The sequence below is a fragment of the Acidovorax sp. ACV02 genome (assembly GCF_014851475.1).
In the GTDB taxonomy this organism is placed as follows: domain Bacteria; phylum Pseudomonadota; class Gammaproteobacteria; order Burkholderiales; family Burkholderiaceae_C; genus Acidovorax; species Acidovorax delafieldii.
The window spans coordinates 676,385-702,121 of sequence record NZ_JACUZU010000003.1 but is presented as its reverse complement, the minus strand read 5'-3'; the positions used below and the strand labels follow the sequence as shown (position 1 = coordinate 702,121).

Below are 25,737 nucleotides of genomic sequence, written 5' to 3'. Positions count from 1 at the left end.
GGGAAGGGCGCATCGCCCAGGTCAAAGTAGTGTGCATGCGTGATGGTGCGACCGCGCTGGCTGCGGTCGGGGTGGTCGAACACGGCCACTGACTGCAGCGCGGCGCGCATGCGGGCCTCGGGCAGGTCGCATGTACGGGCAAGAGGCTTTGCGAGCTGGCCGCTATTGCCGCGCCAGCTTTGCGACCACGTGGCGGGAAAAGTTGTCCAGGATAGCCTGCCAGCCGGCTCGCTGCTGCTCTTCGGAGTGCGTTTGTTCCCCGTCGAATGTGACCGTAACTTTGACTCCGTCCGTGTCCTCGTTGAACTCAACGAGTCCTGCTCGATCTCCGAAGGCATATTCGATGAGCTGGCACGGCACAACCTTGGTGTATTCACCTGCAAAGTCAAACCCGAATGAGCCGTCCTTCGCCTCCATGCGAGAGGAGAACTTGCCACCTGGCCGCAGATCCACCGACGAGGTGGTCGTGTGCCAGTCTGGGGACGCTGTATTCCATTGTTTGATGTCTTCGGGTGTTGTGTATGCGCGCCAGACTTCTTTCAACGGTGCGGCAACCACAGTTGAGACGGTGATCTTCATGAGCGAACTCCATTCGGGTGACCCGGCACATATTCAAAGATTGGGTGCCGAGTCCAGCCCTATCGGCACTGGCCGCTAAAACCCGGCCTTATTAGCGACTTCTGTCTCAGACTTGTTGGCTGCGCGCGGCGATCCACCGGATCTCCTCGACCAGCTCGTGCAATCCTGTTTGGATGATATCCAGAGTAGGCTTGTCCACTAAGTGACCGTCTTGTATGCGCGCGGCGACTCCAGCAATGGCGATGTGCTGCCGCACCAAGGGGCGTGCCAGTGTGGCTGCCAAAGCATCACGAATTTGGGCCTGTGCCCGCACTCCCCCTGCCGTGCCTGGCGACGCCGTCACGATGAGCGCGGGCTTGCCCTTGAGAGGAGATGCAAATCCCGGCCGTGAAGCCCAGTCGATCGCGTTCTTGAGTACCCCGGGTATGCCGTAGTTGTACTCAGGAGAACACAGTACCAAGCCATCCGCACGTTCAATGGCGTTCTTGAGCTGGACGACTGGAGGCGGTGGTCGCTCCCCATCCAGATCTGCGTTGTACATGGGGATCTCGTCGAGAGGGAACAACTCCAGTGTGGTTCCAGAAGGTAGCAGCGGCTGGAGGCTTCGCAGCACGGCAGTGCTGTGCGACGCTCGGCGGAGGCTTCCGGAGATGGCGAGGAGGCGGATAGGACGTGTCATCGGGTTGGTGTTCATTGAGATTCTTTCATTCTTTCAATGCCTGAAGTTTATGCATAAAATTCAAAACATGTACAAAACAGACACATCCCCTCGCACCCCGCCCCTGGTGGATCAGGCCTTCGCGCAATTGCGCAGGGATGTGTTGAATGGCACCTACAGTCCAGGCGCCAAGCTCAAGCTCGATGAACTGCAAGCTGCCTACGGCTTTTCCAGCAGTCCATTGCGGGAGGCGCTGAGTCGTCTGGCCCAGGAGGGGTTGATCCGGGCAGATGAACGGCGAGGGTTTCGTGTAACGGCGATTTCTGCAGAGGACTTGGGCGACATCACGCGCATGCGTGTGATGCTTGATGTGCAGGCGCTGCGCGAATCGATTGCACACGGTGACGACGTGTGGGAGGCGCAAGTAGTGGGGGCATTTCACCGCTTGGAGAAGGTAGAAGGCCGACTTAGCGATGGTCCGGTCGTTTTGGACCAAGGGTGGACGGACGTGCACACTGCCTTTCACATGGCACTGATTTCAGCCAGTCCATCAGAGCGCCTGCGGACGTGGAGTGCAAGCCTCTTCGACCAGGCGGAGCGTTACCGGCGGTTTTCAGCGCGCTTTCGCAAGACCTTTAAGCACAAATCCAGCGAGCACCGTAAGCTCATGGACGCTACGCTGCGGCGCGATGCAGATACCGCCTGTGCACTCTTGCAAGAGCACATCTTGAGTACCGAGCGCAATGTGCTCTCGGTGCTGAGCAAGCTGGAGCACGGTCAGGGAGGCTGACCCTCCACTGCCATTTCGAGCCAGGGCATGGTCTAGGTACAGGCATTTCGCCGGTTCCTGGGCAGCCCTGCCCCTCCTCATTTCTGGTTGCACCCGACTCGGGTGGTGCAAAGCCCGCATGCATCGCGCATGTGGGCTTTTTCGCTTCTGAGTTCCCCATTTCCGTTGTCTGCAAGTGCCTCTTCTTGCGCAAGGGGCCAAGCAAGTTCCCTCAAATCGCTCGGTGTAAACCACTACGCATAATTTGTATTTTGTGCATAAAAATACATTCATGCACTAGATTCGAAGATCCAGAAGTTCAAGTTCTGATCGTCGTGCCTTCTCAGATTCCTCTTTCATCCCTTTTCTAGGAAACCCATGAAACTGATGTCCTACTCAATCGCCGGCCGTGAAACCTGGGGTGCCGTCCTCGGTGACGGTGTTGCCGAACTGGCGATCCGAACCAGCCATGCCACGCTGGCTGGCTTCATCGCAAGCCCGGACTTCGCGCGCCGGGATGCGTTGGTGGCAGATCTCAAGGCTGACGCAAAGTTGGCTGAAGTGACGTTTCTGCCGGTGATTCCTCGCCCCGAAAAAATTGTCTGCGCGGTGCGCAACTACATGGATCACCACCAGGAGGTGCTCGCTGCTGGCATGCAGCGCGAGCTGTCCGAGCAGCCGCCGATCTTCTTGCGCGTGTGGCGTTCACAGACGCCACATCAAGGTCCGATCGTCCGTCCCCATGTTTCGGAGTCGCTGGATTGGGAGGGCGAGCTGGCCGTAGTGATTGGCAAGGAAGGTCGTGACATCAGCGAGGCGGACGCCTGGGCGCACATTGCAGGCTATAGCTGCTACAACGATGCCAGCGTGCGAGAGTGGCAGTTCCATGCCAAGCAGATCGCCTCCGGCAAAAACTTCGAATCCACTGGTGCTTTCGGTCCCTGGATGGTGACTGCAGACGAGATCGCGCCTGGTCGCGAACTCAAGCTGGAGACGCGTCTGAACGGCGTTGTGGTGCAGTCCAGCCATACAGGGCACATGATTTTTTCGATCCCCCGCCTGATTGCGTATGCCTCCACCATTTTTACGTTGGTCCCTGGTGACGTGATCATCACTGGCACTCCTGCTGGCGTGGGCTGGAGCAAGAAGCCGCCGCAGTTCATGAAACCTGGCGACGTCGTGGAAGTGGAGATTGAAGCCATCGGCGTGCTGCGCAATCCAGTGGTTGCGCAGGGCTGACCATCGTCTGGCGCCATTTACCCGTTCGATCTTCCATCCAGACCCTGCAAGGGTAGAGCAAGGCCCCACGCGGCCGCCGCCCACGGAGACAAACACCATGCAAAGAAGACACGTCCTGGCCGCCTGCAGCGCGGCCGCTCTTGGATGGCCGGCGCTGCCGGCCCTGGCCCAAGCCTATCCCGAGCGAGCGATCAAGCTCTATCAGGGGTTCGCTCCTGGTGGAAATGCGGACGCCATCGCCCGCGCTGTGGGCGCAGAGATGGCCAAAGCCTTGGGCCAGGCCGTGGTGGTGGAGGCACAATCTGGAGCTGGCGGCACCATCGCCGCCACCACGGTAGCGCGGGCAAAGCCCGACGGATACACGTTGCTGCTCGCCACCGGGGGGCATGCGGTGGCGGGCGCTCTCTACAACACGCTCCCCTACAAGTCTGTTGCGGACTTCGAGATGGTTTCCACGATCACCTTCTTTCCGTTCCTGGTGGTTGTCAACGCCAATTCGAAAGTCCAGAGCCTGCGTGAAGTCATCGCAAACGCGCAGGCCACACCGGGATCGGTTGGCTACGGGACTGCGGGCGTGGGCTCAACCCACCATCTGGCGGGCGAGCTGCTGGCCAAGATGGCTCGAGTCAATCTTTTGCACGTTCCTTATCGGGGCGATGCTGCATCGATCACGGCGCTGCTGGCAGGCGATGTGCCATTCATCATCGCTCCGCCGACCGCGGTATTGACCAACATCCAGGCGGGGAAGCTGCGCGCCATCGCAACCACCGGCCCCCAACGGTGGCCAGGCCTGCCAAACGTTCCCACCGTCGTGGAGCAAGGTGTGACGGGCTATGACGTGCGCTCGTGGGCCGGCCTTCTGGCGCCCGCAGGAACACCCCGACCGATCGTTGATCGCCTCAATGCGGAGGTGCTTCGTGCGCTACAGGCGCCTGCAGTACGGCAGCGTCTGGAGGACATGGGCGGCGAAGCGCGCGCCAGCACGCCCGAGGAAATGAAGGTCATGGTGAGCCACGAGATCGAAAAATGGCAGCAGGTAGTGGCTGATGCCAAGATTCCCAAACAATGACTCCAATCACCTTCTCGAAGGACTTTTGAATGAACTTGATCGCTATTCGCAAACGCAGCCTGACCATTGAAACGGTGTACCACGAGGGCGGACCACCGGTAGACACGCCGCTGCGCATCGCTTCTGCTTGCGCTGTGATTCGCAATCCTTACGCTGGCCGCTATGAGCCAGATCTGCTGCCCTTCATGGCCGAGCTGCGCACCCTCGGTACGATGCTCGCTGAAGAGCTGGTGGCTACGCTGGGCAAGGAAAAAGTACAGGCCTATAGCAAGGCAGCCATCGTCGGCGTGAATGGCGAGTTGGAGCATGGCGCCGTCTGGCATGAAGCGGGGGGCTGGGCAATGCGACAAGTGCTGGGTGAACCCAAAGCCATCGTGCCGTCGGCGAAGGCCGTGGCCGCTACGGGCTACCGCTTGATGGTGCCACTGCATTACATCCATGCGGCCTATGTCCGCAGCCATTTCAACAGTGCCGAGGTGGGGATCCAGGACGCGCCCCGCCCCGACGAAATCCTTTTCGCACTGGTGATGGCCGATGGCGGACGCGTCCACTCGCGCCTGGGCGGCCTGACGCGCGAGCAGGTGTCTGTACACGACGGCCAGCGCTGAGGTTAGACATGGCGACTTCTTCCACTGGCACGATGAAGGCCGTGCAGCTCCAGGTCACGGGCGGTCCGGAGGTTCTGTCTTTGGTGGACATCCCTGTACCTCATCCCGGACCGGGCGAGGTACGCGTCCGGGCTCATGCCATAGGCGCAGGTGGGCCGGACGTTCTGATTCGCAACGGTACTTACAAATGGATGCCCCCACTGCCCGCGGTGCCCGGCAATGAGCTGTCCGGGGTCGTCGATGCCATCGGTGAGGGCGTCACCCGCCTGTCTGTGGGTGACCGCGTGCTGGTCAGTGCACGAGAGTTGCCACAGCGCGGGGGCTGCTACGTGCAGGCGATCTGCGTGCCCGAAGTTGTGCCATTTGTGCTGCCTGAGAGCATTGCGTTCGAGGACGCGGTGAGTCTCGGTAACTTCCAGCTCGCACTGGCGCTACTGGCCAGCAACGGCAACCTACCCGCTAAAGCGATCCTGATTCCCGGTGCAGCAGGTGGAGTTGCCACCGCGCTGGCCCAGGTGGCGCGCTCGCGAGGCCTGCGCGTCATCGGTACTGCATCAACCCCGGAAAAACGCCAGTTCGCCTTGGAAAACGGAGTTAGCGATCTTGTTGATGGCGACGTGCAGGCCCTGCCGCAACGCGTCATGGAGCTCACTGGGGGGCGTGGCGTCGACCTCGCTTTTGATCATGTGGGTGCGGCGCTGTTTATCGCCTGTCTGCGGTCGCTGGCCCCCTCCGGCATGGCGGTGTCGTACAACATCCTTGCAGGCCCACCATCGAGTGATGTGTTCGATGAGCTTCGCAAACTGCTCGCCAAGAGTCTGGCGATACGCACCTTCTCCATTCACGCGGTGGATGCCGATGTGGCTCAGCGCCGCGGCTTGATGGAGCAAGCCATTGCGCTCATGGCGAGTGGCCAGGTGCGTGCACCGCGTGCCATGCGCATGCCACTGGCAGAGGTTCGTCACGCCCACGAGCTGTTGGACACCGGCGGCACGCTGGGCAAGCTGGTCCTCATTCCCTGAACCCATGGAGTCTCGCAACGTGAATCCAACCTATACCGCCAATCTCGCTCACTGTGGCATTTTTTGCCGTGACCTGGAGGTGATGAAGGCTTTCTATACCGGAGTGTTCGACATGCAGGAGACGGATCGTGGCGAGGGCGTGACCTTTCGCTTCGAGATCGTGTTTCTGAGCGGGCGTGGTGATCAGCACCACCAGTTGGTGCTGGCTGGAGGGCGGGGTGAGGATGCCCCGAGCACCGTGATGCAGCTGTCGTTCAAGGTCCAGACCATTGATCATCTGCGCGAGGCGCGTCGCCGCGCCTTGGCACTGGGCGCGTCGAAGATGCGTGGGCTTAACCATGGGAATGCGATATCCATTTATTGCATGGACCCGGAAGACAACACGGTGGAGGTTTATCTGGACACTCCTTGGTACGTGAGCCAGCCCCACGGTGATCCTTTGGACCTGGATCAGGATGACGAAGCCATCTGGGCCCAGACGGAGCGTGTGGTGCGTTCGGACCCCAGCTTTATGCCGGTATCCGAGTGGGCTGCGCAGTTTGCGGAACGACGCGCGGCATTGAAGGCCGGGAGCGCGTAGCGAACGCTCGTTTTTCGCGATGACGCGAAGGCTTTCGGCTTGGAGATGCAACAGGCGTTCGACGTTTTGCTTGTGTTCGCACGCAACAAAAAGGGCTCCCAATGGGAGCCCGTTTGTTTGGCCAGTGTGGAACTGTATGTCTAAAACACCTCCCATGGCAGCAGCATCCGCACCGCGCGAAGTGCCACCACCATGGGAAGTCCCGCAACTGCTTCAAACCAATCTCAGCAGTTGGTCTGCCAAATTACATGGCGCTGAATTCGCCCGAAGGGATCTGGCCGGTGCGCACGGCTTCGGCAGCCTGTGCACGCACGGCAGCGCGGTCAGCGGTGGATTGGTAGGTCACCACACGCGAGCCTGCGGGTTCCATGTTGTGGGTCTTGGCTTCCACTACAGCTTCGGCTTGCACTTCAGCGCGGGTGCGGTTCGTATCGAACTTCAGGGCAAATTGCGAGCCATCGGCTTCATCGGCATGGGCGCCAAAAGCGGCGAAAGCGGCAACAGCGGCGACGGAGAGGAAACGGGCAGTCTTGTTCATGATGAAAATCCTTAAAAAAACTTAAAAAGCGTCTCAAAAAAGCCGGGTCAAAAACCATTCCTGAACCGGGTTCGGTGAGTCGCCTTGCGGGTTCGGCTCATCGATGGGATGAACTGTACGCCGATGGTGTTCAGAGAAAAACCACCCAGTCGCAAACTAACTGTTCCAGTTTTGAAAACAATGGCTGGGCCACGTACTGTGACGTTTCGCGTCAGCGGTTGGAGGCGCCGAAGCGCCGGTTTCCCTCGCCCCGAGCGTTGGGCCCGGGACTCCACAGCAGTGGCTTGTGCTCTGGTTACAGGCCTGCGGATCTGTCGGTCTATGGCTTGTTGCGTGTCTTGCGCACCGAACGCGGACCGGGGCTTGTGGCTCGGTTGCTTGCCTGATCCAGCCACAGTAAGGTGTCCATTTGCGCCATGAAATGGCGCAGATAGTCGGGAGACAGGGAGCGCATCAGGTTCAGTGAGCGCAGCATCAGCTTGTGGGCGTTGAGTGGCCCGGCGTTCTCAGGCCCCCTGTGCAGGGCCTGCACCACCTGCTGCTCGGCGGCGATGTGCGACCAGACCTCGCTGAAATGGCGCACGCTTTTGAGCGCGGGCAATGGAGCGCTGTCCATCGCAAAGGGGTCGTCCCTGGCGATGCTGCGCCGAGGGGTTCCCAGGGTTTGGTTCAGTTGTGCCAGCGCAGATGCTGCAGGGGCGGGGCGTTGGTTGTCCTGAGATGGAGTTGTGTGGGGCGGGTTTTCGGGGTAGCTCGCCAGCGCCGTATCGAGCTTGTGCGCCAACAGCCGCTGCACGGCCGCTGATTGGCCAGGCAGGCGGCGCGCCAGGATCTCCAGGTAGTGAAAACGCGCGGGGTCGTTGTGGTGCGCGCCCACTGCACGCAATGCCTCCAGACGGGGATCTGTCATGGTGCGCGGGGAGACTCGGTGGACCGGGTGTTGACGGCCTTGGGGACTGGGGCCATCTCCACCCGGCGGTTTTGTGCACGGCCTTTTTCGTCGCTGTTGTCAGCCACGGGTTGTTCGGCGCCAAAGGCTGCGGCGAACACCTGGGACGATGGCATGCCTTCGTCAATCAGGGCCCGGGTCACGGTGAGTGCACGCTGGGCTGACAGCTCCAGGTTGTCCGCAAAACGCTTCTGGCTGCCGCGCAGCAGCGCGGTGTTGTCGGTGAAGCCGCTGACCATCAGCATTTCGTCGCGCTCCCGCAAGTAAACCCCCAACGGCTGAACCAGACTCTTGAGCAGTTGCCGTCCCTCGGCACGCAGTTCGTCCGAACCGGTGGCAAACAGCACGCTGCCGCTGATACCAATGCGCCCGTTGTTCACCGTCACGCGCCCGCTGGCCAGCGGAATGGCCAGGGCCTTCTCAAGCGCCATGCGCCGCTGCTCTTCCATCTGGCGCTTTTGCACTTCCTGCTGCAGGCTGGCCACCAAGTCGATCTGCACCACCAGCACGCCCACGAGGATCAGTACAAACGCACCCAGCAGCCCCGCCATCAGATCGCCGAAGACGGCCCACACCGGTGCCGTCTGGTCGGTAGCATCATCCAGGGTGTCGTCCACGCCGGTCACGCGGGCACCCCTTGTTCTGCCGTGGCCTTGCCATGCAGTCGACGCAGGTCTTCCACGATGCCTTGTTGTGCGCTGATGCTCAGGTCAATCACCTCGCGGGCCTGCGCCACGTAGTACGCCAGCTGTTCGTCGCTGCGGCCCATGGACTCGCGAAGGGCGTCCTCCATGCCTTGCAGGCTCTCCACGAGCTTCTCGTTGCTGGCGCTGAACAAGCCGACGCCGTGCTGGAAGGATTCCCCCAGGCTGGACAACTCGATGGCGCTGGCCGCGACCTGCGCTGCCACTTCGTCCACCTTGCCCGCCTGTGCGCCCAGGGCCTGTGCAAACTGCTGGCCCGCCTGTTCGAGCACCTCGGCGGCGGAACCCACCAGTGCGTCAATGGCCGCGCGCTGCTGCACAGCGGCTTCGTTCACGGATTGCAGCAGGCTGCCCAGCTGCTGTGTCATGGCCGTGCGCTCGGCCAGTGCGAGGTTGTCGCGTTCGCCCAGGCGTGTCATTTCCTGCCGCAACTGGGTAATGACTTCGGCCGCCGCTTGCGGCACGTCGGAGGCGGTCTGCAGCAGGCGCGTGAGGGGGGCTTCCAGCGCAGCGCCCAGGGTGGCCAGGTGCTCTGCCACGGCGGCTTGCAGAGTATCCAGGCGGTCCACTGCCGCCTGTCCGCGCGCGGCTTCTGCATCGCGCAGGGTGGTCAGTTCCTCGCGCCACACCAGGGTCAGCGCATCCATGCGTTGACCCTGGGCTTGCACCCATTGCGCTTCGTTGTCGATGCGTGTGCGCAGCAGGGCGTCGGATTGCTCCATCAGCGCGGTGGCGCTGCCCAATGTACGGTCCACCTGGGCGTTCAGTCGCAGACTCACTTGCGTGGCGGTGTCTTCCAGGGTCTGCATCAGGGCGCGCTGTTGTTCCACGGTCTGTGTGGCTGCGCGCTGCCATTCAGCGCTGAGCGTGTGGGCCAGTCTCTCCAGGGACTGGCTCCAGCCTGCCAGCCGTTGCGCATCGGCGTCGCGCTGCGCCTGCTGAGCATCGGTGACGGTGCTTTGCAATGCAGCCAGCAAGGCCTCGGAGCGTTCTTCAAATGCGTTGTTGGCTGACTGCAGGCGATGCTCCAGCTGCAGGGCTGCTTGGGCGAGTGCCGCGCCGGTTGTCTGGTGCTGTTCGGCAGTTTGCGCCCCTGCGCTTTGCCATTCGCCGCTGAGTTTCTGGGCCATCTGGTGCATGGACTGCGTCCAGTCGGCGAGCCGCTGCGTATCCGCAGCGCGCTGCGCACCGTGGGCTTCGGCTACCGTCGCCTGCAGTGTGGTGACCAGGGCTTCGGCCTGTTGTGCAAAGGTCTGGGTGGTGGCTTGCAATTGCCGGTCCATCTGCTGTGCGGTGCGCTCCAAGGCCTGGCCCAACTCCTGCTGCTGGGCCAGCATGTGGTTGCCCGCTTGATGCCATTCGCTGGCCAGGTTGCGAGCCATGTCCTGCATGGAGTGCTCCCAGCCTTGCAGTCGCCGCTGGTCGGACTCCGCCAGGGCAGCTTGTTGCTGTGCAGCCGATACGTGCAGGGAGTCCAGCAGTGTTTTCGATCGTTCGTCGAAAGTCTGCGTGAGCTTTTGCACTGCAACCTCAAATTGGGTAGTCAGCGCGCCCTGTGTGTTCGACTGCTGGTCGAGCGCCTGGGCCCAGGTGTCGGCCACCTTGCGTGCTGTACCCTCCCATTGCGCACTGAGGCTTTGCAGCTGCTGGCCTGTGTGCTCTCGCAGCCGCTCGTGGGTGCGCTGGGACTCTTGTGCCAGCGTCGCCATGGCCTGTTCCACCACCGGGCGCATGGCGGCGGTGGCCTGCTGGGCACTGGTGCTCAGGCTGTCTTGCAGCGATGTACCCACGGACTGCGCCAATTGGGTGTACGCGGCAGAGGCCTCTTGATGAAACCCCTGCTGTAGCGCCAGCAGCTGGTCGTTGAGCTGGCTGTGGCGGCGCTCCAGTCCTTCCATCATGGCTTGCAGGCGATCGGCAATCAGTGGCAGGGCCTGGGCCTGCGCTTGCAGGGCCAGCAAGGTGTCCTCACGCCGTTGGGCGGACGAGAAGGCACGGAATAGCGTGGGGATGCGCGCATCCAGCTGGCGCACCGCCTGCAGCCTCTCCCGGCGGCTCAGGGCGGACAACAGGCCCAGTGCGGCCGATGTGGCCACCCCCGCGACGGATGTGCCGAACGACAGACCCAGCCCCTTGATGGGCGCAGCCAGTGCATTGCGGATGGATTCCAGGTTGCCTGAGGCCTCCAGGGCAAACACGGCGCCGTGGAACGTCACCACCATGCCCACGAAGGTGCCCAGCATGCCCAGCATGACCAGCAGCCCCACCAGGTAAGGTGTGAGTGCAGGTCCAGGCAGGGCTACACGCTCCCCTTCGATACGTTGGCGAACCGGGTGGCGCAGTGCGGGGTCCAGGCTTTCCAGCCAGGCATCCAGGGCAGGGTGCTCTTGATGGGCCTCTAGCGCACGCGTCAGCGAGGCGGTGGCCGCGCGATAGCGCATCAGCTCCCAGGCTCCCAGCAGGTAGGTGGCGGCGATCATCACCGTCATTGCCAGTGCCAGCGGGCTGTGGCCCACAAAACCCCAGCCCACCCAGCCAGCGGCTGCAAGGCCCGCAGCGAAGATGGCTGTCATCACACTCTTGTTCATTCCTGTTGTCCTGTTGTGTCGTTCTGGGCTGCTTCCAGCAGTCCCGTGATCGGTTCCATGCGCGTTTGCAGCTCTGCGGCAAGTAGGGCCTGCATGTCGCGCTCGAAGGCCCACAGCCAGCCTCCGGCCTGCCGCCAGCGCGCAGGCTCATCGGTCAACCCTTGGGTGGTCAGCCTGTGCTGGTGTTGCCGGTGGCGGTGCGCCATACGGCGCTCCAGGTGCGCGGGTAGCAAGGCCCACAGCCGTTGTTCACGCGGTGCCAACATGCGCTCCATCACAGCGTCCAGCGCCGCCACCTGGCGCAATCTGGGGGCGCCTTGTGCGATCGCCTGGCGCAACTGTGCCCGCAGGGGCTGCAGCCGCAGCTCCATCTGCTTTTGCAGGTCCAGATAGCGTGGCGCGTGGGTGGCGAAATCCGTGTCCACCCTCGGGTCGGGCAGTTCCACGGGGGTGTTGTCCGCCCGGGCCCGCAGTGGCTTGGGTGCAGTGGGCCTCGTGGCCAGCTGCACTTCGAGGTCGACCCGAACCTTCGCTACCAGGCCGGCGAGTACCGTCATGTTCAGCGCCATTGCCGGGTGCTGTGCAGTCGCCGCCTGCGATGGCAGGTTCTCGATCGCGTGCAGCGCCCGGCTGAGCTGGACGGCGTCCACGGTTCCCAGCCATAGGCTCAGCTGCTCTGCCACATCGGGGGGCTTGGCTGCTGGTCGCGGAGGCGCGGCCCGCTCGCTGGCTTCCCGCGTCCATTGCTGGAGCAGGACCACGAGGCGTGAGCTGTTGAGTCGGTGGTGTTGGTTCATCCCGTGAAGGCTGTGCACTGGGTGGGCACGGCCGAGCGGGACGGGCCGGCGGCGCGTGCATCGGAGGAAGGAGTCCTCCCGAAGGCAAAGCCCGCTATTTTCGCAGGAACGACAGACCAGCTTGCCAGTCAGCGTCCGGCGTTGCAGCTGTTACACAAAGGAAAGGGCTCCATGCAGCGCCCCGAGGCCCGGCCAATGGGCCTTTTTTGGGGGGGGGCGCCATGGCTTGAGTTTGGTTCAGGCCGATGCCATTCCCGCCTCAGTACGTCTCCAGATGCAGTCGCCCTTCGCGCTGAAGCGTCCCACCCAGGGCGTCCCAGCTCAGCCCCGCCTCCTGGGCGATGTCACGCAGCGCCATCACCACGCCTTCTTCCATGCCCTTGAGGCCGCAGACGTAGAAGTGGCTGTTGTCATCGCGCAGCAGGGCCAGCAGGTCGGCGGCGCGCTCGCGCATCAGGTCTTGCACATAGCGCTTGGGCTGCCCGGGCGTGCGGGAGAAAGCCAGGTTGATGTCGATGAAATCCTTGGGCAGGCTTTGCAGGGGGCCGAAGTAGGGCAGTTCCTGCTGCGTGCGTGCGCCGAAGAACAGCAAGAGCTTGCCGCCCTCAAACTTGCCGCTGTTGCGTAGCCTGCGCCGCCACTCGGTCATGGCGCGCATGGGAGCGCTGCCGGTGCCGGTGCAGATCATCACGATGTGCGATCGCGGGTGGTTGGGCATCAGGAAGCTGCTGCCGAACGGCCCCACCACCTGCACCTTGTCGCCCACCTTCAGATCACAAACATAGTTGGAGGCAACGCCTCGCACAGGGTTGCCATCGTGGTCCACGGTCACGCGCTTCACGGTCAGCGCCAGGTTGTTGTAGCCGGGGCGTTCGCCGTTGCGCGGACTGGCCACCGAGTATTGGCGCGCGTGGTGGGGTTTGCCCAGCGCATCGGCGCCCGGCGGGATGATGCCAATCGATTGCCCTTCCAGCACGGGGAACGGCATGCTGCCGAAGTCGAGCACCACATGGTGGGTCTCGCTCTCATAACCCGCCTCGGTGCAATTGAAGTTGCCGACCACGGTGGCCGTGGTCGGGTTTTTGGGCAGAAAAAGATTGGTGTAGGGATGGGCTGCGGACCAGGGCGGTACCGTGGCTCCATACTGGGCGGAGCGAAACACCTGCGTGCCCGGCACAGCAGGCGCTTCGGGGGCTTGCTGCAGCGCCGTCACCTCTGTGGCGGGCTCTCCGCCTGCTGCGACCAGTTCATGGGGAGCAAGCTCGCCCGGCAGTTCTTCCCAGCTGAACTGTTCCTCAACGGTGTAGGCACGGGCCAATGGGACCGCACGCCAGTTGTCGATGGAACCCGTGGGGCAGGGCGAGATGCAGGCCATGCAGCCGTTGCACACATCGGCTCGCACCACGTAGTTGTTGTCGTCGTGCGTGATCGCGTTGACCGGACAGGTGGCCTCGCAGGTGTTGCAGCGAATGCACATCTCCGGGTCGATCAGATGCTGCTTCAGGATGCCATTGTCGATCAGCGTGTGGGTGTCCATATTCATTCTTCGAGCAATCTCCGGCTACCAGTGCTGGGACCTTGCATACAGTGGAGGCATTCGGTGTGCCACAACGCAGAGCCCGCTTCGCTGGGCCGCTCGTGCCGTCTTGTCAGGGGCGAATGCGGCACGGGCAATTCAGCGGCGATCAATTAAAACGCACGTACTCAAAATCCACCGGCTGGCGGTTGATGCCCATGACGGGGGGCGCGATCCAGCCGGCGAACTTGCCCGGCTCGACCACACGGCCCATCAACGACGCCACAAACGCGAAGTCTTCGGGCGTGGGCAGCCATTCGGCCTTGCGTGCGGTCCATTCTGCCTCGCTCACCACGCGGCCGTCGGGCGACATCTTGATGCCCGCCAGCGCGCCGATCTGGCGATTGAAGGCCTTGTGGGGGACCACCAGGCGGGTGGGGACGCCCGCCTTCTCCAGCACCTTGTTCCAACGGCCCACGCCCGCCATGGAGTCCTTGATGAAGTCGTCGCGCAGCACCTCGTTCAGCGCGTTGAGCATGGGCACTTCTTTTTCCAGCAGCTGTCCGTCCTTGACCTCCAGCACCTTGTAGGTCTGGCCCTTGAGCACATGATCGTCCGTGCGTTTTCCTTCTTCGTAGCGACCCTTGAGGCCCGAGCTGTAGAACGTGGCGGCGTTGCTCGACTGGTCAGCGCCGAACAGGTCGATGGTCACGCTGTAGTGGAAGTTGAGGTAGCGCTGGACGGTGGGCAGGTCGATGGCGCCAGCCGCACGCACCTTGGCAGGGTCGTCGGTCTTGAGGTCGTTCATCACCTGTGCGGTGCGCGACAGCACGCGCGAGATGCCGCTTTCGCCCACAAACATGTGGTGGGCCTCTTCGGTCAGCATGAACTTGGTGGTGCGCGCCAGCGGGTCAAAAGCGCTCTCTGCCAGGGCCGAGAGCTGGAACTTGCCGTCACGGTCAGTGAAGTAGGTGAACATGAAAAACGCTAGCCAATCCGGCGTCTTTTCATTGAACGCGCCCAGGATGCGCGGGTTGTTTTCGTCGCCGGACTGGCGCTGCAGCAGCGCTTCAGCTTCCTCGCGGCCGTCGCGGCCGAAGTGCTTGTGCAGCAGGTACACCATGGCCCACAGGTGGCGGCCCTCTTCCACATTGATCTGGAACAGGTTGCGCAGGTCGTACATGCTGGGCGCCGTCAGGCCCAGGTGGCGCTGCTGCTCGACCGATGCGGGCTCGGTGTCTCCCTGGGTCACGATGATGCGGCGCAGGTTGGCGCGGTGCTCGCCGGGCACGTCCTGCCAGGCTTTTTCGCCCTTGTGGTCGCCAAAGTGGATCTCTCGGTTGTTGTCGCCAGGATTCAAAAAGATGCCCCAGCGGTAGTCGCGCATCTTTACGTGGCCGAACTGGGCCCAGCCGTTCGGGTCCACGCTCACGGCGGTGCGCAGATAGACCTCATGGTTGGTGGAGCCCTCGGGACCCACGTCGTCCCACCAGTTGATGAAGTTGGGCTGCCAGCCTTCTAGCGCGCGCTGCAACGTGCGGTCTTCGCCCAGGTTCACGTTGTTGGGAATCTTCTCGCTGTAGTTAATGCTGCTCATGGGGTGCTCCTCTGGATGGAAATCGAATGCAGGGCAGGGGGTCAAACGCGCGTCTGGTCAAACCCGGCCTTCTGGCCGGTGCCGTAAACCTTGAGCGCGCCCTTCTCGCCCACGGCGTTGGGGCGGTTGAAGATCCAGTTCTGCCACGCGGTCAGGCGCCCGAAGATGCGGGTGTTCATGTTCTCCCTGCTGGCAAAGCGCAGGTTGGCCTCCAGGCCGGTCAGCGCATCGGGCGACATGGCTGCGCGTTCTTCAATGGCGATACGGATTTCGTCGGCCCAGTCGATGTCGTCGGGGGCTGCCGTGACCAAGCCCAACGCCAGTGCGCTGTCTGCGTCCAGCGGCCGGCCCGCGGCAGCGCGGACCGCTTCCAGCGGGGCCGCCTCTTCATAGAAGCGGCGCTGCAAGCGGCTTTGGTCATTCACCATGGGCAGCAGGCCAAAGTTGAATGCGTTCAGGGTGAGCGTTGGGGCCTGCTCTGGCGCGTCGGGCAGCGCCAGCATGTAGGTGCGGTCTGCCGCTAAGGCCAGTTCTGCGAGGGTGCCGGCAAAAGCCGATCCCGTCTCGATCAGCGCGAAGAGGCTGCGTGAGGACACATCCAGACGGGCAAACGTGCGTCGCAGCGCACCGATAGTCTCGCGCACCAGCCAGTGGTCCTGATGCGCGAGCAAGATGGCATCGCTGGCCAGCACCGCCTGCGCATCCCCTTCGGTCTTCAGCAGCCAGGTGCCAATGTCCAGTTCGTTGGTGCGCAGGTTCAGGATGGCGTCGTCCAGCTCGCGGGCCAGTGCCAGTGGCCACCAGGCGGCGCCCGCTGCTTCAATGGCTGACGTGTCTGCGGGCTGCACTCCCTCGGGGGCGCGGATACACAGCGTGGCCGTGCGCCTTGCGCGGTCGATGTCCACCGTCACGTGCTGGTAGCGCATGCCGTCGGCATGGTCCTGCCGCTCCACGCGTGGCAGGGCAATGCCTTGTGCGCTGCCGGGGCGGGTGCTGGTCTGTGCATGGGCGGCGGCGCGCTCTTGCACCGTGGCGGCAAATTGTGCGGGCTTGGCGATACGGTCCACCAGGCGCCAGTCCACCGCGCGCTGGCCACGCACACCCTCCACGCTGGTGCAGAAGATGTCGGCCAGATCGTGCCGCACGTGGCGCTTGTCCGTGACACGTGTCAGCCCACCGGTGCCGGGCAACACGCCCAGCAAAGGCACTTCGGGCAGCGACACGGCAGACGACCGGTCATCGACCAGGATGATTTCATCGCACGCCAGTGCCAACTCATAGCCACCGCCCGCGCAGGCGCCATTCACTGCCGCAATGAACTTGAGGCCCGAGTGTTTGGAGGAGTCTTCAATGCCGTTGCGCGTCTCGTTGGTGAACTTGCAGAAGTTGACCTTCCAGGCATGGCTGGACACACCCAGCATGAAGATGTTGGCGCCCGAGCAAAAGATACGGTCCTTGCCACTGGTGACGATGACGCTGCGCACGCTGGGGTGCTCGAAGCGGATGCGGTTGAGCGCGTCATGCAGCTCAATGTCCACCCCCAGGTCGTAGCTGTTGAGCTTGAGCTTGTAGCCAGGACGGATCCCGCCGTCCTCCGCAATGTCAAGGGACAGCCGCGCAATGGCACCCTCGACCGACAAGGTCCAGTGGCGGTACTGCGTGGGATCAGTGCGGTAGTCAACGCGTTCGGGAACGTGGGTGAGGTCTGCCATGAGGTCTCCGTGGAGAATTAATGCAATATAGTGCTTATGTATCGATGTTGATGTGCATCATCATGCATGTTTCTCGGTGTGTCAATGCATTTTTTTGCCAATGGCATTCGGGTAGACGGGCAGCGCTGCTGAGAGCTGTGCAGGGGGCGATTGGGAGGGGGCGAGCTGCACAGGCCGCCGTGGTGGCGGGCGCTGTGCTGTGCCGGGATGGGCGTGGGTGCTGCGGCGCCCATGTCCGGGCGGCAGCCGTTCAGACCGGGTGCAGGTTTTTACGCCACGCGGGCCATGGCCTTGCGCACGCTGGCACTCAAGGTCTGCAGGCTCTGCTCGGGGGTTTGGCCGGAGGTATCCACCGTGATTTCGGCCTTGGAATAGAAAGCAGCGCGCCCGTCCAGGATGCGCTTGAGGTCGTCCATGGCCTCCTTGCTGGCGGCCATCGGCCGCATGTCGCCCTGTGCCACCACCCGCCCCATGTGTTCCTCGGGCGCGGCCCGTAACCACACGGTGGTGCAGTGGGCCAGCAGCTCGTTGAAAGTGGCGGGGTCCGACACAATGCCACCCGGCGTGGCAATGACCACCTCGCTGTGGATCTGTATCGTTTCCTCCAGCGCCCTGCGCTCGTAGCGGCGGTAGGCGGTGGTGCCGTACAGGTCGTGGATTTCGCGCACGCTGCACCCGGCGAGGGCCTCGATGGCGCGGCTCAGTTCAATGAAGGGAACATCCAGCTCGCGCGCAAGCAGCGGCCCCAGGGTGGATTTGCCCGCCCCCCGCAGACCCACCAGCGCAATGCGGCGGTGCCTTGCTGCGTCGTTGTGCCCCCCACTTAGCAGCTCGTGCAACGCCAGGCGGGCGCGGCGCAGTTCGGGCTCGCTGCGGTGTTCCAGCAGTTCGCGGATTAGCAGCCATTCGGGCGATTGCGTCGTGAAATCGCCCACGAGCTCCGCCAGTGAGCAGTGCAGCGCATGGGCCACCTGCTGCAGCACCAGGATGGAGGCGTTGCCCGTGCCGTACTCCAGGTTGGCCAGGTGGCGCTCCGACACGTCGGCGGCCACCGCTACCGCCTTGCGGGTCAGGCCCCGCTGTGCACGCAGATTGCGAACGCGCTCGCCCAGCGACACCAGAAGAGGGTTCTTGGGCTCCTCGGCCGATGACTGCGCACCCTCCTGCGCGGAGGCGGGTGCGAGCAGCCCCGCCGTTTCTGTTTCATTCATACCCATCCTTTTCATGGAGTGCCCTGGTCTTCTCAGGGAAAACGCCATTCATGCACTATAGTGCTTGACATGGATCTTTGAGGTAACTATGGTTCATCAATTGGCAAAATACTGCATGTTTTGAATGCGCGCAAGGCGGTGGATCAAAAACGGTGCAGATTGGGCCCCGACTCTAGCTGCACCCACTGCCCATGTCCGACAAAACTGCATTTCACCAAGCCTTGGTTGATCTGACCGCCCAGCTCGCTGGCAAACCCCTGGATGCCGCTCTGGCGCAATGGCTGAACACCGCGCACGGCCCCACCAGTGCGACCTACGAGCGCTTGCGGGAGGCGTGTATTCAGGGCACACGTGAAGGCTGGCTGTGTGAACGCGAAGGCGGCGGCATCCGCTATGGCCGTGTGTTCAAGCCCGAAGATGCCTTGCACCGGTTTTCTGTGGACGTGGTGGACATGCAAAACATTGCTGGCCCCCACCACACCCATCCGCAGGGCGAAATCGATTTGATCATGCCACTGGAGGGGGATGCGTTGTTTGACGGCCACCCTGCCGGCTGGTGCGTCTACCCGCCCGGCAGTGCCCACCACCCTACGGTGACGCGCGGCAGGGCGCTGGTTTTGTACCTGTTGCCCGAGGGGCAGATCCAGTTCACCCGCTAGGACTGGCGCCAGCGCTGCTCCCTATTGACTTTCCTGCTCTGAAAGATTGACTGCATGACTGAATTGCTCGCCAACCACGTTGCCGGCCGCTGGCAACACGGAACGGGGCCCGGCACTGAGCTGCGCGATCCTGTGCTGGGCACCGCCCTGGTGCGGGTGGACGCCACAGGGTTGAATCTGCCCGAGGCCTTTGCGTTTGCCCGCGAACAGGGAGGAGCTGCGCTACGCGCTGCCACCTATCGTGAGCGGGCCGCCATGCTCGGCGCGGTCGCCAAGGTGCTGCAGGCGCACCGCGACAGCTACTACGACATCGCCACCGCCAATTCCGGCACCGTCAAGACGGACTCTGCGGTGGACATCGACGGCGGCATCTTCACGCTCGGCCAATACGCCAAATGGGGTGAGGCGCTGGGCGATGTGCGCGTGCTGCGTGACGGGGACGCGGTCAGGCTGGGCAAGGAACCGGTCTTTCAGTCGCAGCACCTGCAGGTGCCGAGGCCAGGGGTGGCGCTGTGCATCAACGCATTCAACTTTCCTGCTTGGGGCCTGTGGGAAAAAGCCGCGCCCGCCTTGCTGTCGGGCATGCCGGTCATCGTCAAGCCCGGTACATCCACGGCGTGGCTGACCCAGCGCATGGTGCAGGACGTGGTGAACGCGGGGGTGTTGCCCGCCGGTGCACTGTCGATCATCGCGGGAAGCTCGGCGGGCCTGATGGATGCGCTGCAACCCTTTGATGTGGTGTCGTTCACCGGCTCTGCCGAGACGGCGGGCGTTGTCCGCGCGCATCCGGCGGTGGCGCAGCGTTCGGTGCGCGCCAACATCGAGGCGGATAGCCTCAACGCTGCGCTGCTGATGCCCGACGCGGCGCCGGGCAGTTCGGCCTTTGACCTGCTGGTGCGCGAAGTCGTTCGTGAGATGACCGTCAAGTCCGGCCAGAAGTGCACCGCGATCCGCCGCATCCTCGTCCCCACTGCGTCGTACGCTGCGGTGGCAGAGGCTGTCAGCGACCAGCTGGCCAGCGTGGTGGTGGGCAACCCCCGTAACCCGGAAGTGCGCATGGGTTCGCTGGTCAGCCGCGCCCAGTTCGATGGGGTGCAGGCAGGCATTGCCGCCCTGGGGGCCCATACCGACCTTGTGTATGACGGCCGAACGCGGCCGCTGGTCGATGCCGACCCTGCAGTGGCCGCCTGCGTCGGCCCGGTGCTGCTGGGCGCGCGCGACGCCGACAAGGCCTCCATCGTTCATGACGTGGAGGTGTTTGGACCGGTGGCCACCTTGCTGCCCTATAACGACCTGCCCCATGCGCTGGCCCTTGCGCAGCGTGGCCAGGGCTCGCTGGTGACCTCGCTCTATGGTGCCGACGACAAGGCCCTGGCCCAGGCCGCCCTAGCGCTGGCTGCGAGCAATGGCCGTGTGCATGTGGTGACGCCGGCAGTGGCCACTGCGCACACGGGCCACGGCAATGTCATGCCCATGTCGCTGCATGGCGGGCCTGGCCGGGCTGGCGGTGGTGCTGAGCTAGGCGGCTTGCGGGCGCTGGACTTCTACCACCAGCGCAGTGCGGTGCAGGCGAGCCCCGAAGTGCTTGCTGCGCTGGGCTGCTGACCCCCCGTACCCACCCACTAAAACAACGCCATCGCGACGGAGACACGCCATGAACAGCCTTCCGGAACAGTTCAATTTTGCAGAGCATCTGTTTGCTCTCAACCGCGCGCGGGGTGACCGCACCGCCTACATCGACGACCGGGGGACCCTGAGCTACAGCGCGCTGGAAGACCGCGCACGGCGGCTGGCGGCGGTGCTGGCCAACACTGGCGTGCGGCGCGAGGAGCGCGTGCTGCTGCTGATGCTGGACACCAGCGACTGGCCGGTGGCGTTTCTGGGGTGCCTGTACGCGGGTGTGGTGCCGGTGGCGGTCAACACCCTGCTCAAGCCCGACGACTACGCCTACATGCTGACGCACTGCCGGGCGCAGGCGGCACTGGTCTCCGGCGCATTGCTGCCGGTGCTGAACGAGGCGCTGGCCCTGGCACCCCACCATGAGGTGCGTGCTTGCGTGGTGTCGCAGCCGCAGGGCACTTTGGCTGCAGGGGCGGTGGACATGCAGGCCGCCATCGCCAGCACCTCCGCGCTGACTGCGCCCGCCCGCACCGGCCCGGACGAGCCTGGGTTCTGGCTTTATTCCTCGGGCTCTACGGGCAAGCCCAAGGGCACGGTGCACACGCAGGGCAGCCTGTGGTGGACGGCCGAGCTGTATGGCAAGGCGGTGCTGGGCCTGACCGACAAGGATGTGTGCTTTTCGGCTGCCAAGCTCTACTTTGCGTATGGGCTGGGCAACAGCCTGACCTTCCCTTTGTCAGTGGGCGCCACAGTGGTGCTGATGGCCGAGCGACCCACGCCAGACGCGACGTTCGAGCGCTGGACGCGCCACCAGCCCACGGTGTTCTTTGGGGCGCCCACCGGTTTTGCCGGCATGCTGGCCTCGCCTCGCCTGCCTTCCCGAAGTGCGGTGGCGCTGCGCATGTGCTCGTCTGCCGGTGAGGCGCTGCCGGCCGAGATCGCGCAGCGCTTCAAGGACCATTTTGGTTGCGACATCATCGATGGCATTGGCTCGACAGAGATGCTGCACATCTTTCTTTCCAACCGCCCTGGCGATGTGCGCTACGGCACCACGGGCAAACCGGTGCCCGGGTACGAGATATCCCTGCGCGGCGAAGACGGCAGCGAGGTGGCGCAGGGCGAAATTGGTGATCTCTACATCCAGGGCCCCAGTGCAGCGCTGATGTACTGGAACAACCGCGCCAAGACCCGCGAGACATTCCAGGGCGCGTGGACCAAAAGCGGCGACAAATATGTGCGCGATGCCGAGGGTTACTACACCTACGCCGGGCGCAGCGACGACATGCTCAAGGTCAGCGGCATTTACGTGTCCCCCTTCGAGGTGGAGGCCACGTTGATGCAGCACACTTCCGTGCTGGAGGCAGCCGTGGTCGGCACGCAGGATGCTGATGGCCTGACCAAGACCAAGGCGTTTGTCGTGCTCAAAGATGGGCAGGCGGTCACACCGGATGAACTCAAGGCCTTTGTGAAGGAACGCATGGCGCCCTATAAGTACCCGCGTCTGATCGAATTCTTGCCCGAGCTGCCCAAGACGGCCACCGGCAAGATCCAGCGCTTTCGGCTGCGTGAACGGGAGCAGCCGGCGTGAGTGCCAACGGCGTTGCTCCCAGCCCCGGGGGGCGCACTGAGCATGTGCCAGTGCGCTGGCGCAACCGCACGGTCCATATCGAGTACCAGTGGATAGCCCCCGAGCGCAGCACTGCCCCCTTGGTGGTGTTCCTGCATGAGGGCCTGGGCTCCGTGGCGATGTGGAAGGACTTCCCGCGCCAGCTGTGCGATGCGGGTGGGTTTCGGGGGCTGGTGTTCTCTCGTCCTGCTTATGGCCGGTCCACACCCCGGCGCGCGGACGAGGTGTGGGGCGTGGACTTCATGCACCAGCAGGCACACGAGGTGGTGCCCGCATTCCTCGATGCACTGGGAGTGCAGGAAGCCGCCTGGCTCTTCGGTCACAGCGATGGCGCATCGATTGCCCTGTTGCTGGCTGCACGCTGGCCGCAGCGCGTGCAAGGTCTGGTGGTGATGGCGCCGCACATCTTTGTGGAAGACGTGACGGTGCAAAACATCGAACGCGCGCGGGACGCTTACGAACAGACTGATCTGCGCCACAAGCTGGCGCGTTACCACGACGATGGGGATTCGGCCTTCTGGGGCTGGAACCGCGTCTGGCTGGACCCGGCCTTCCGTGCGTGGAACATCGAGCCAGAGGTCGCCCAGATCCGCGCCCCCGTGCTGGCCATCCAGGGCTGTGATGACGAATACGGCACCCTGGCCCAGATCCGGGGCATTGCTCAGCGGGTGCCAGGCACCCGGGTGCTGGAATTGCCGGACTGCGCGCACTCTCCGCACCGCGACCAGCCTGGTGCGGTGATGGCCGCTGCGGTTGCCTTCATCCAAGCGCACCACTCGCCCACATAGCGGCAGATGGTGCAGTAGCGGGCGGTAGCCCATGCACCCAGTGACGCCAAAAAAAAGGGGCTATTCCACCTGACGCCGCAGGCCTTCCAGGTCGGTCACGGTGATGCCGCCGTATTCGATCTCCAGCAGGCCAGCGGCCTGCAGTCGCTTCAACGCCGCGTTGCAGCGCTGGCGTGATACGCCCGAGAGATTGGCAATTTCTTCTTGCGACACCTGCAAGTGCGTGTCGCTGCCCGGGTGCAGCCAGGGGTGGAACAGGCCTGCCAGCGCGCGGGCCACCTGGCTGTCGGTATCGAGCAAATGGTGGGCCGTAAAGTTACCCAGAAACCAGTGCATGCGTTCGTTGATCTGGCGCAGCAGAAAGTGGTCAAAGCTGCGCTGCGTGGCGTGCAGCCATTCAAAAGTCTCCATCGGCACCAGCGCAACGCGGCTGGGGCGCAGTGCGATCACGTCGGCCGTGCGGGGCGTGCCGCGCAGCAAGGTGCCCTCGCCAAACCAGCTTCCCGCCGACAGTCCGCCGAGCGTGACCGAGCGGCCATCCCCCGAGGTCACAGTCCACTTCAGCAGCCCCTCGATGGCGCCGTACCAGTGCACCGGGGTATGGCCGCGCCGGCACAGCTCGCCGCCCTGGGGCACTTCGACCTCGCGCACATCGTCCATCACCCGCTGCTGGGCGGCGCCGTCCAGGGCCGGGAACCAGGCAGAGTGCAGCAGCAGATCGGTGAGGGTAGGGGGCGCCAGTTTGACCAACATGGTGAGAGTGTCTCCTGCGCCACTGTGTGCTGTACAGGCGCGTGCGCGTATTCCCTGAGTCCAAATGTCATCGCGATGACTGAATGTGCAAGGGCGTCAAAAAATAATGACTGCTCCATCCACAGGAGACACATGATGATGCACACCCGCCGCCAGTTCATGCACCACGTTGGTTGCGCCTCTGCGCTGGGGGCCTTGTCGCCGCTGGCCGCCTGGGCGCAGACCATCGACCAGGTCAAGATCTTTTACGGCTTTCCCGCAGGCAGCGCGGGCGACAGCGTGGCGCGCAGGGTGGGCGAGAAGCTGGCGGGATCGCCCTACACCCGCAACCCCGCGGTGGTGGAAAACAAGCCCGGCGCGGGCGGCCGCATCGCGCTGGAGTCGCTCAAGGGGGCGCCCGCCGATGGCAGCGTGCTCACGCTGTCGCCGTTTTCTTGCACGTCCATTTACCCGCACATTTACAGCCGCCTGAGCTACGACCCGGCCAAGGACTTTGTGCCGGTGTCCATCGGTGCCGCCATGCACCATGGTCTGGCTGTGGGGCCGCTGGTGCCTGCCTCCGTCAAGACGGTGAAGGACTTTCTGGCCTGGGCCAAGGCCAACCCCGGGCAGGCGAACTACGGCTCACCCGCTGCAGGCTCCACACCACACTTCATCGGAGCGCTGCTGGGCTTGAACAACGGCGTGGACCTCAAGCATGTTCCGTACCGCGGGTCCATCCCGGGCGTCACCGATGTGGTGGGCGGGCAGATCGCGTCGATGGTCACGCCCAGCGGAGACTTCATTCCCAACCACAAGGCGGGCAAGCTGCGGCTGATCGCCACCTCGGGTCAGGCGCGGTCGCCGTTTTCGCCCGAGGTCGCCACGTTTGCAGAGCAGGGCTTTCCAGAACTCACGACCGAGGAATGGTTTGGCTTTTACGCCCCGGCCCGCACGCCAGCAGCCGTGGTGTCTGCCGCCAACGCCGCCATCAACGTAGCGATCAAGGACAAGGCCGTCATGGACAGCCTGGCCGTGGTGGGGCTCATCGCGAAGGGCTCTACGCCTGCGGAAATGCTGGCCTCGCAACAGGCCGAATATGAGCGCTGGGGCCCGCTGGTGAAGAAGGTCGGCTTCACGGCAGAGTCCTGAAAGGTTCCCCATGGCACACACCGTGAAGCGCGTGGCTGTGGTGGCCACCGGCACCATTGGCGCGAGCTGGGCCGCGTACTTTCTGGCACGGGGTTTGGACGTGCATGCCACCGACCCTTCGCCAGGGGCCGAGCAGCGACTGCGGGACGCCGTCGCCGCGCATTGGGTGGCGCTGGCGCAGCAGGGGCTGACCTCGGGGGCAAGCCAGGAGCGCCTGCACTTTCATGTGCGGCTGGAAGATGCTCTGGCGCAGGCCGACTTTGTCCAGGAGAACGGGCCCGAGCGACTCGACTTCAAGGTGGACCTGTTCCGCCGCATGGATGCAGCGACCCCGGCGCATGTGGTGCTGGCCTCCAGTTCTTCGGGGCTGGCGGTGACGGATATGCAGAAGGATTGCGCACACCCCGGGCGCGTGGTGCTGGGCCACCCGTTCAATCCGCCGCACATGATCCCGCTGGTCGAAGTGGGCGGCGGCGAGCGCACCACGCCCCAGGCGATGGCCGATGCCATGGCGTTCTACACCCGCATTGGCAAGCGCCCCATCCAGGTGCGGCGTGAGATCAAGGGGCACATTGCCAACCGCCTGCAGGCGGCGCTCTGGCGCGAGGCCTTTCATCTGGTGGACCAGGGCGTAGCCACTGTGGAAGACATCGACACAGCCATCTCCCAGGGCCCTGGCTTGCGGTGGGCGCTGATGGGGCCGTTCATGAACCTGCACCTGTCGGGTGGCGACGGTGGCATTGTCCACCTGCTGGCCCACCTGGGCGGTCCCATCGAAAGCTGGTGGCAGGACCTGGGCACGCCGTCCATGACCGAAACCTTGCAGCGCCAGGTGACCGATGGGGTCGCACAAGCACTGGGCACGCGCCAAGCCAGCGATCTGGCCCGTGCGCGGGATGCCTTGCTCATTGAGTTGCTTCGCGCCAAGCAGGCGTCCGGCTTGTTGAACAAGCCCGATCCCGATCTGCACACCTGAGGCACAGCGTTCCCTGTTTTGAACCTCCATCGTTCCCGAGAACCCAC

General features: G+C 63.8%; 24 protein-coding genes and 1 pseudogene. 12 read left to right on the top strand and 13 right to left on the bottom strand.

Annotated features, from left to right (window positions below):
• From IB236_RS10530 to IB236_RS10520, 3 genes and pseudogenes are all read right to left on the bottom strand, one after another.
• Positions 1-131, bottom strand: a pseudogene (locus IB236_RS10530) (cytidyltransferase); the annotation flags it as partial.
• A gap of 31 nt (positions 132-162) precedes the next feature.
• Positions 163-579, bottom strand: a complete 417-nt coding sequence (locus IB236_RS10525; protein ID WP_192420553.1) for an SRPBCC family protein — start codon at positions 577-579, stop codon at positions 163-165.
• 106 nt (positions 580-685) lie between these two features.
• The gene (locus IB236_RS10520) at positions 686-1,258 is read right to left on the bottom strand and encodes an NADPH-dependent FMN reductase (protein ID WP_225581094.1); all 573 of its coding nucleotides are present in this window, start codon (positions 1,256-1,258) and stop codon (positions 686-688) included.
• Between the two features lie 49 nt (positions 1,259-1,307).
• On the opposite strand from IB236_RS10520, the gene IB236_RS10515 reads away from it, so the two are divergent.
• The 6 genes from IB236_RS10515 (at position 1,308) to IB236_RS10490 (ending at position 6,524) form a co-directional block, all read left to right on the top strand.
• The gene (locus tag IB236_RS10515) at positions 1,308-2,027 is read left to right on the top strand and encodes a GntR family transcriptional regulator (protein ID WP_099731987.1); all 720 of its coding nucleotides are present in this window, start codon (positions 1,308-1,310) and stop codon (positions 2,025-2,027) included.
• Between the two features lie 357 nt (positions 2,028-2,384).
• A complete protein-coding gene (locus IB236_RS10510; protein WP_192420549.1) occupies positions 2,385-3,245 on the top strand; it encodes a fumarylacetoacetate hydrolase family protein in 861 nt (286 codons plus the stop codon).
• Between the two features lie 97 nt (positions 3,246-3,342).
• A complete protein-coding gene (locus tag IB236_RS10505; RefSeq protein WP_192420547.1) occupies positions 3,343-4,314 on the top strand; it encodes a tripartite tricarboxylate transporter substrate binding protein in 972 nt (323 codons plus the stop codon).
• A 29-nt stretch (positions 4,315-4,343) separates the two neighbouring features.
• On the top strand, positions 4,344-4,922 hold the full coding sequence (locus IB236_RS10500) for an amino acid synthesis family protein (RefSeq protein WP_056066523.1): 579 nt from the start codon (positions 4,344-4,346) through the stop codon (positions 4,920-4,922).
• Positions 4,923-4,930: 8 nt separating this feature from the next.
• A complete protein-coding gene (locus tag IB236_RS10495) occupies positions 4,931-5,944 on the top strand; it encodes a zinc-dependent alcohol dehydrogenase family protein (protein WP_192420545.1) in 1,014 nt (337 codons plus the stop codon).
• A 4-nt stretch (positions 5,945-5,948) separates the two neighbouring features.
• Positions 5,949-6,524: a VOC family protein gene (locus IB236_RS10490; protein ID WP_225581056.1), complete on the top strand. Its 576-nt coding sequence runs from the start codon at positions 5,949-5,951 to the stop codon at positions 6,522-6,524.
• A 244-nt stretch (positions 6,525-6,768) separates the two neighbouring features.
• Here the strand turns inward: IB236_RS10490 and IB236_RS10485 are convergent, their stop codons facing one another.
• From IB236_RS10485 to IB236_RS10445, 9 genes are all read right to left on the bottom strand, one after another.
• A complete protein-coding gene (locus tag IB236_RS10485; RefSeq protein WP_056746958.1) occupies positions 6,769-7,062 on the bottom strand; it encodes a DUF4148 domain-containing protein in 294 nt (97 codons plus the stop codon).
• A gap of 319 nt (positions 7,063-7,381) precedes the next feature.
• The gene (locus tag IB236_RS10480) at positions 7,382-7,972 is read right to left on the bottom strand and encodes a DUF2894 domain-containing protein (RefSeq protein ID WP_192420543.1); all 591 of its coding nucleotides are present in this window, start codon (positions 7,970-7,972) and stop codon (positions 7,382-7,384) included.
• On the bottom strand, positions 7,969-8,637 hold the full coding sequence (locus tag IB236_RS10475) for an OmpA family protein (protein ID WP_192420541.1): 669 nt from the start codon (positions 8,635-8,637) through the stop codon (positions 7,969-7,971). Before IB236_RS10475 ends, IB236_RS10480 begins: the two co-directional genes overlap by 4 nt.
• Positions 8,634-11,303 (bottom strand): DUF802 domain-containing protein, encoded by a 2,670-nt coding sequence (locus IB236_RS10470; protein ID WP_192420539.1) that lies wholly within the window; start codon positions 11,301-11,303, stop codon positions 8,634-8,636. The genes IB236_RS10475 and IB236_RS10470 overlap by 4 nt, the downstream gene beginning before the upstream one ends.
• Positions 11,300-12,100: a DUF3348 family protein gene (locus IB236_RS10465; RefSeq protein ID WP_192420537.1), complete on the bottom strand. Its 801-nt coding sequence runs from the start codon at positions 12,098-12,100 to the stop codon at positions 11,300-11,302. The genes IB236_RS10470 and IB236_RS10465 overlap by 4 nt, the downstream gene beginning before the upstream one ends.
• Before the next feature lie 259 nt (positions 12,101-12,359).
• On the bottom strand, positions 12,360-13,637 hold the full coding sequence (gene boxA, locus IB236_RS10460) for a benzoyl-CoA 2,3-epoxidase subunit BoxA (protein WP_192420535.1): 1,278 nt from the start codon (positions 13,635-13,637) through the stop codon (positions 12,360-12,362).
• A 148-nt stretch (positions 13,638-13,785) separates the two neighbouring features.
• The gene (boxB, locus tag IB236_RS10455; RefSeq protein ID WP_192420533.1) at positions 13,786-15,213 is read right to left on the bottom strand and encodes a benzoyl-CoA 2,3-epoxidase subunit BoxB; all 1,428 of its coding nucleotides are present in this window, start codon (positions 15,211-15,213) and stop codon (positions 13,786-13,788) included.
• Positions 15,214-15,254: 41 nt separating this feature from the next.
• Positions 15,255-16,925 carry a 2,3-epoxybenzoyl-CoA dihydrolase gene (gene boxC / locus IB236_RS10450; protein WP_192420531.1) on the bottom strand — a complete coding sequence of 557 codons (1,671 nt, stop codon included), beginning with the start codon at positions 16,923-16,925 and terminating at the stop codon, positions 15,255-15,257.
• 269 nt (positions 16,926-17,194) lie between these two features.
• On the bottom strand, positions 17,195-18,136 hold the full coding sequence (locus IB236_RS10445) for a helix-turn-helix transcriptional regulator (protein WP_056746950.1): 942 nt from the start codon (positions 18,134-18,136) through the stop codon (positions 17,195-17,197).
• 191 nt (positions 18,137-18,327) lie between these two features.
• On the opposite strand from IB236_RS10445, the gene IB236_RS10440 reads away from it, so the two are divergent.
• From IB236_RS10440 to IB236_RS10425, 4 genes are read left to right on the top strand one after another with little or no spacing between them, the layout of a single operon-like run.
• Entirely contained in the window at positions 18,328-18,795 is a 468-nt protein-coding gene (locus tag IB236_RS10440) for a DUF4863 family protein (protein WP_192420529.1), read from the top strand.
• A 54-nt stretch (positions 18,796-18,849) separates the two neighbouring features.
• Positions 18,850-20,400 (top strand): 3,4-dehydroadipyl-CoA semialdehyde dehydrogenase, encoded by a 1,551-nt coding sequence (locus tag IB236_RS10435; protein ID WP_192420527.1) that lies wholly within the window; start codon positions 18,850-18,852, stop codon positions 20,398-20,400.
• 49 nt (positions 20,401-20,449) lie between these two features.
• Positions 20,450-22,003 (top strand): benzoate-CoA ligase family protein, encoded by a 1,554-nt coding sequence (locus IB236_RS10430; RefSeq protein WP_192420525.1) that lies wholly within the window; start codon positions 20,450-20,452, stop codon positions 22,001-22,003.
• Positions 22,000-22,830: an alpha/beta fold hydrolase gene (locus IB236_RS10425; RefSeq protein WP_192420523.1), complete on the top strand. Its 831-nt coding sequence runs from the start codon at positions 22,000-22,002 to the stop codon at positions 22,828-22,830. The genes IB236_RS10430 and IB236_RS10425 overlap by 4 nt, the downstream gene beginning before the upstream one ends.
• Positions 22,831-22,890: 60 nt before the next feature.
• Here the strand turns inward: IB236_RS10425 and IB236_RS10420 are convergent, their stop codons facing one another.
• The gene (locus IB236_RS10420) at positions 22,891-23,583 is read right to left on the bottom strand and encodes a Crp/Fnr family transcriptional regulator (protein ID WP_056066474.1); all 693 of its coding nucleotides are present in this window, start codon (positions 23,581-23,583) and stop codon (positions 22,891-22,893) included.
• Between the two features lie 138 nt (positions 23,584-23,721).
• Between IB236_RS10420 and IB236_RS10415 the strand changes: the two genes are divergently transcribed.
• Both IB236_RS10415 and IB236_RS10410 read left to right on the top strand, forming a co-directional pair.
• Positions 23,722-24,714, top strand: a complete 993-nt coding sequence (locus tag IB236_RS10415) for a Bug family tripartite tricarboxylate transporter substrate binding protein (protein ID WP_192420620.1) — start codon at positions 23,722-23,724, stop codon at positions 24,712-24,714.
• A 10-nt stretch (positions 24,715-24,724) separates the two neighbouring features.
• Positions 24,725-25,690, top strand: coding sequence for a 3-hydroxyacyl-CoA dehydrogenase NAD-binding domain-containing protein (locus tag IB236_RS10410; protein ID WP_192420521.1), 966 nt, complete (start codon positions 24,725-24,727; stop codon positions 25,688-25,690).
• The last annotated feature ends 47 nt before the right edge of the window (positions 25,691-25,737 follow it).